General features: G+C 63.8%; 1 protein-coding gene. It reads left to right on the top strand.

Features of this window, described 5'->3' with window-relative positions; translation table 11 throughout:
• Positions 1-676, top strand: a 676-nt coding sequence (locus ACCAA_RS04955) for a DUF4338 domain-containing protein (protein ID WP_186406126.1), incomplete at its 5' end; no start/stop codon positions are given.
• Positions 677-680: the final 4 nt, after the last annotated feature.

Genomic DNA, 680 nt, shown 5'->3' with positions numbered 1-680 from the left:
CGATGGCTTGCTGCAACTGCCCCCGCCGCGCAACGGCAATCACAACGGAAAGCCCTGGCACCGCCGTACCGTGCAGGCCGAGCCCGACGCGCCCCTGCGCGCAGACGGTCCTCGTGCTCTGGGGACACTGCAACTGCACAGAATTACCCATCGCGCTGAATCGCAGCTGCACAACGAGTACATCGACCGTTACCACTACCTCGGCTATCAACCGCTGCCCGGCGCCCAATTGCGCTACTTCGTTCGGGCGGGCGGACGCCTCGTCGCCTTGCTCAGTTTCGGTGCCGCCGCCTGGAAGACCCAGCCGCGCGACCACTATATCGGCTGGACGCCCGCGCAACGCCAGGAGCACCTGCACCGCGTCGTGAACAACGCTCGATTCCTCATCCTGCCGTGGATCGAATGCCAGAATCTGGCCTCGTCCATCTTGGCTCGCGCCGCCCGGGAGATCGCCGCCGACTGGCAAGTCCAATACGGTTACCGGCCGCTCTTGCTCGAAACTTTCGTCGAGCAGTCACGCTTTCGCGGCACCGCTTACCAGGCAGCCAACTGGCTCTGCCTCGGACAAACCACTGGGCGCGGCAAACTCGATGTCCACCACCAAGCCTTGCTGCCCATCAAAACCGTCTGGGTCTATCCTCTCGACCGTCACTTCAGACGGGTCCTCTGCGCATGAACAC

Origin of the sequence: Candidatus Accumulibacter aalborgensis, assembly GCF_900089955.1 — a bacterium.
GTDB lineage: Bacteria > Pseudomonadota > Gammaproteobacteria > Burkholderiales > Rhodocyclaceae > Accumulibacter > Accumulibacter aalborgensis.
This window is presented reverse-complemented; position numbering and strand designations above follow the sequence as displayed.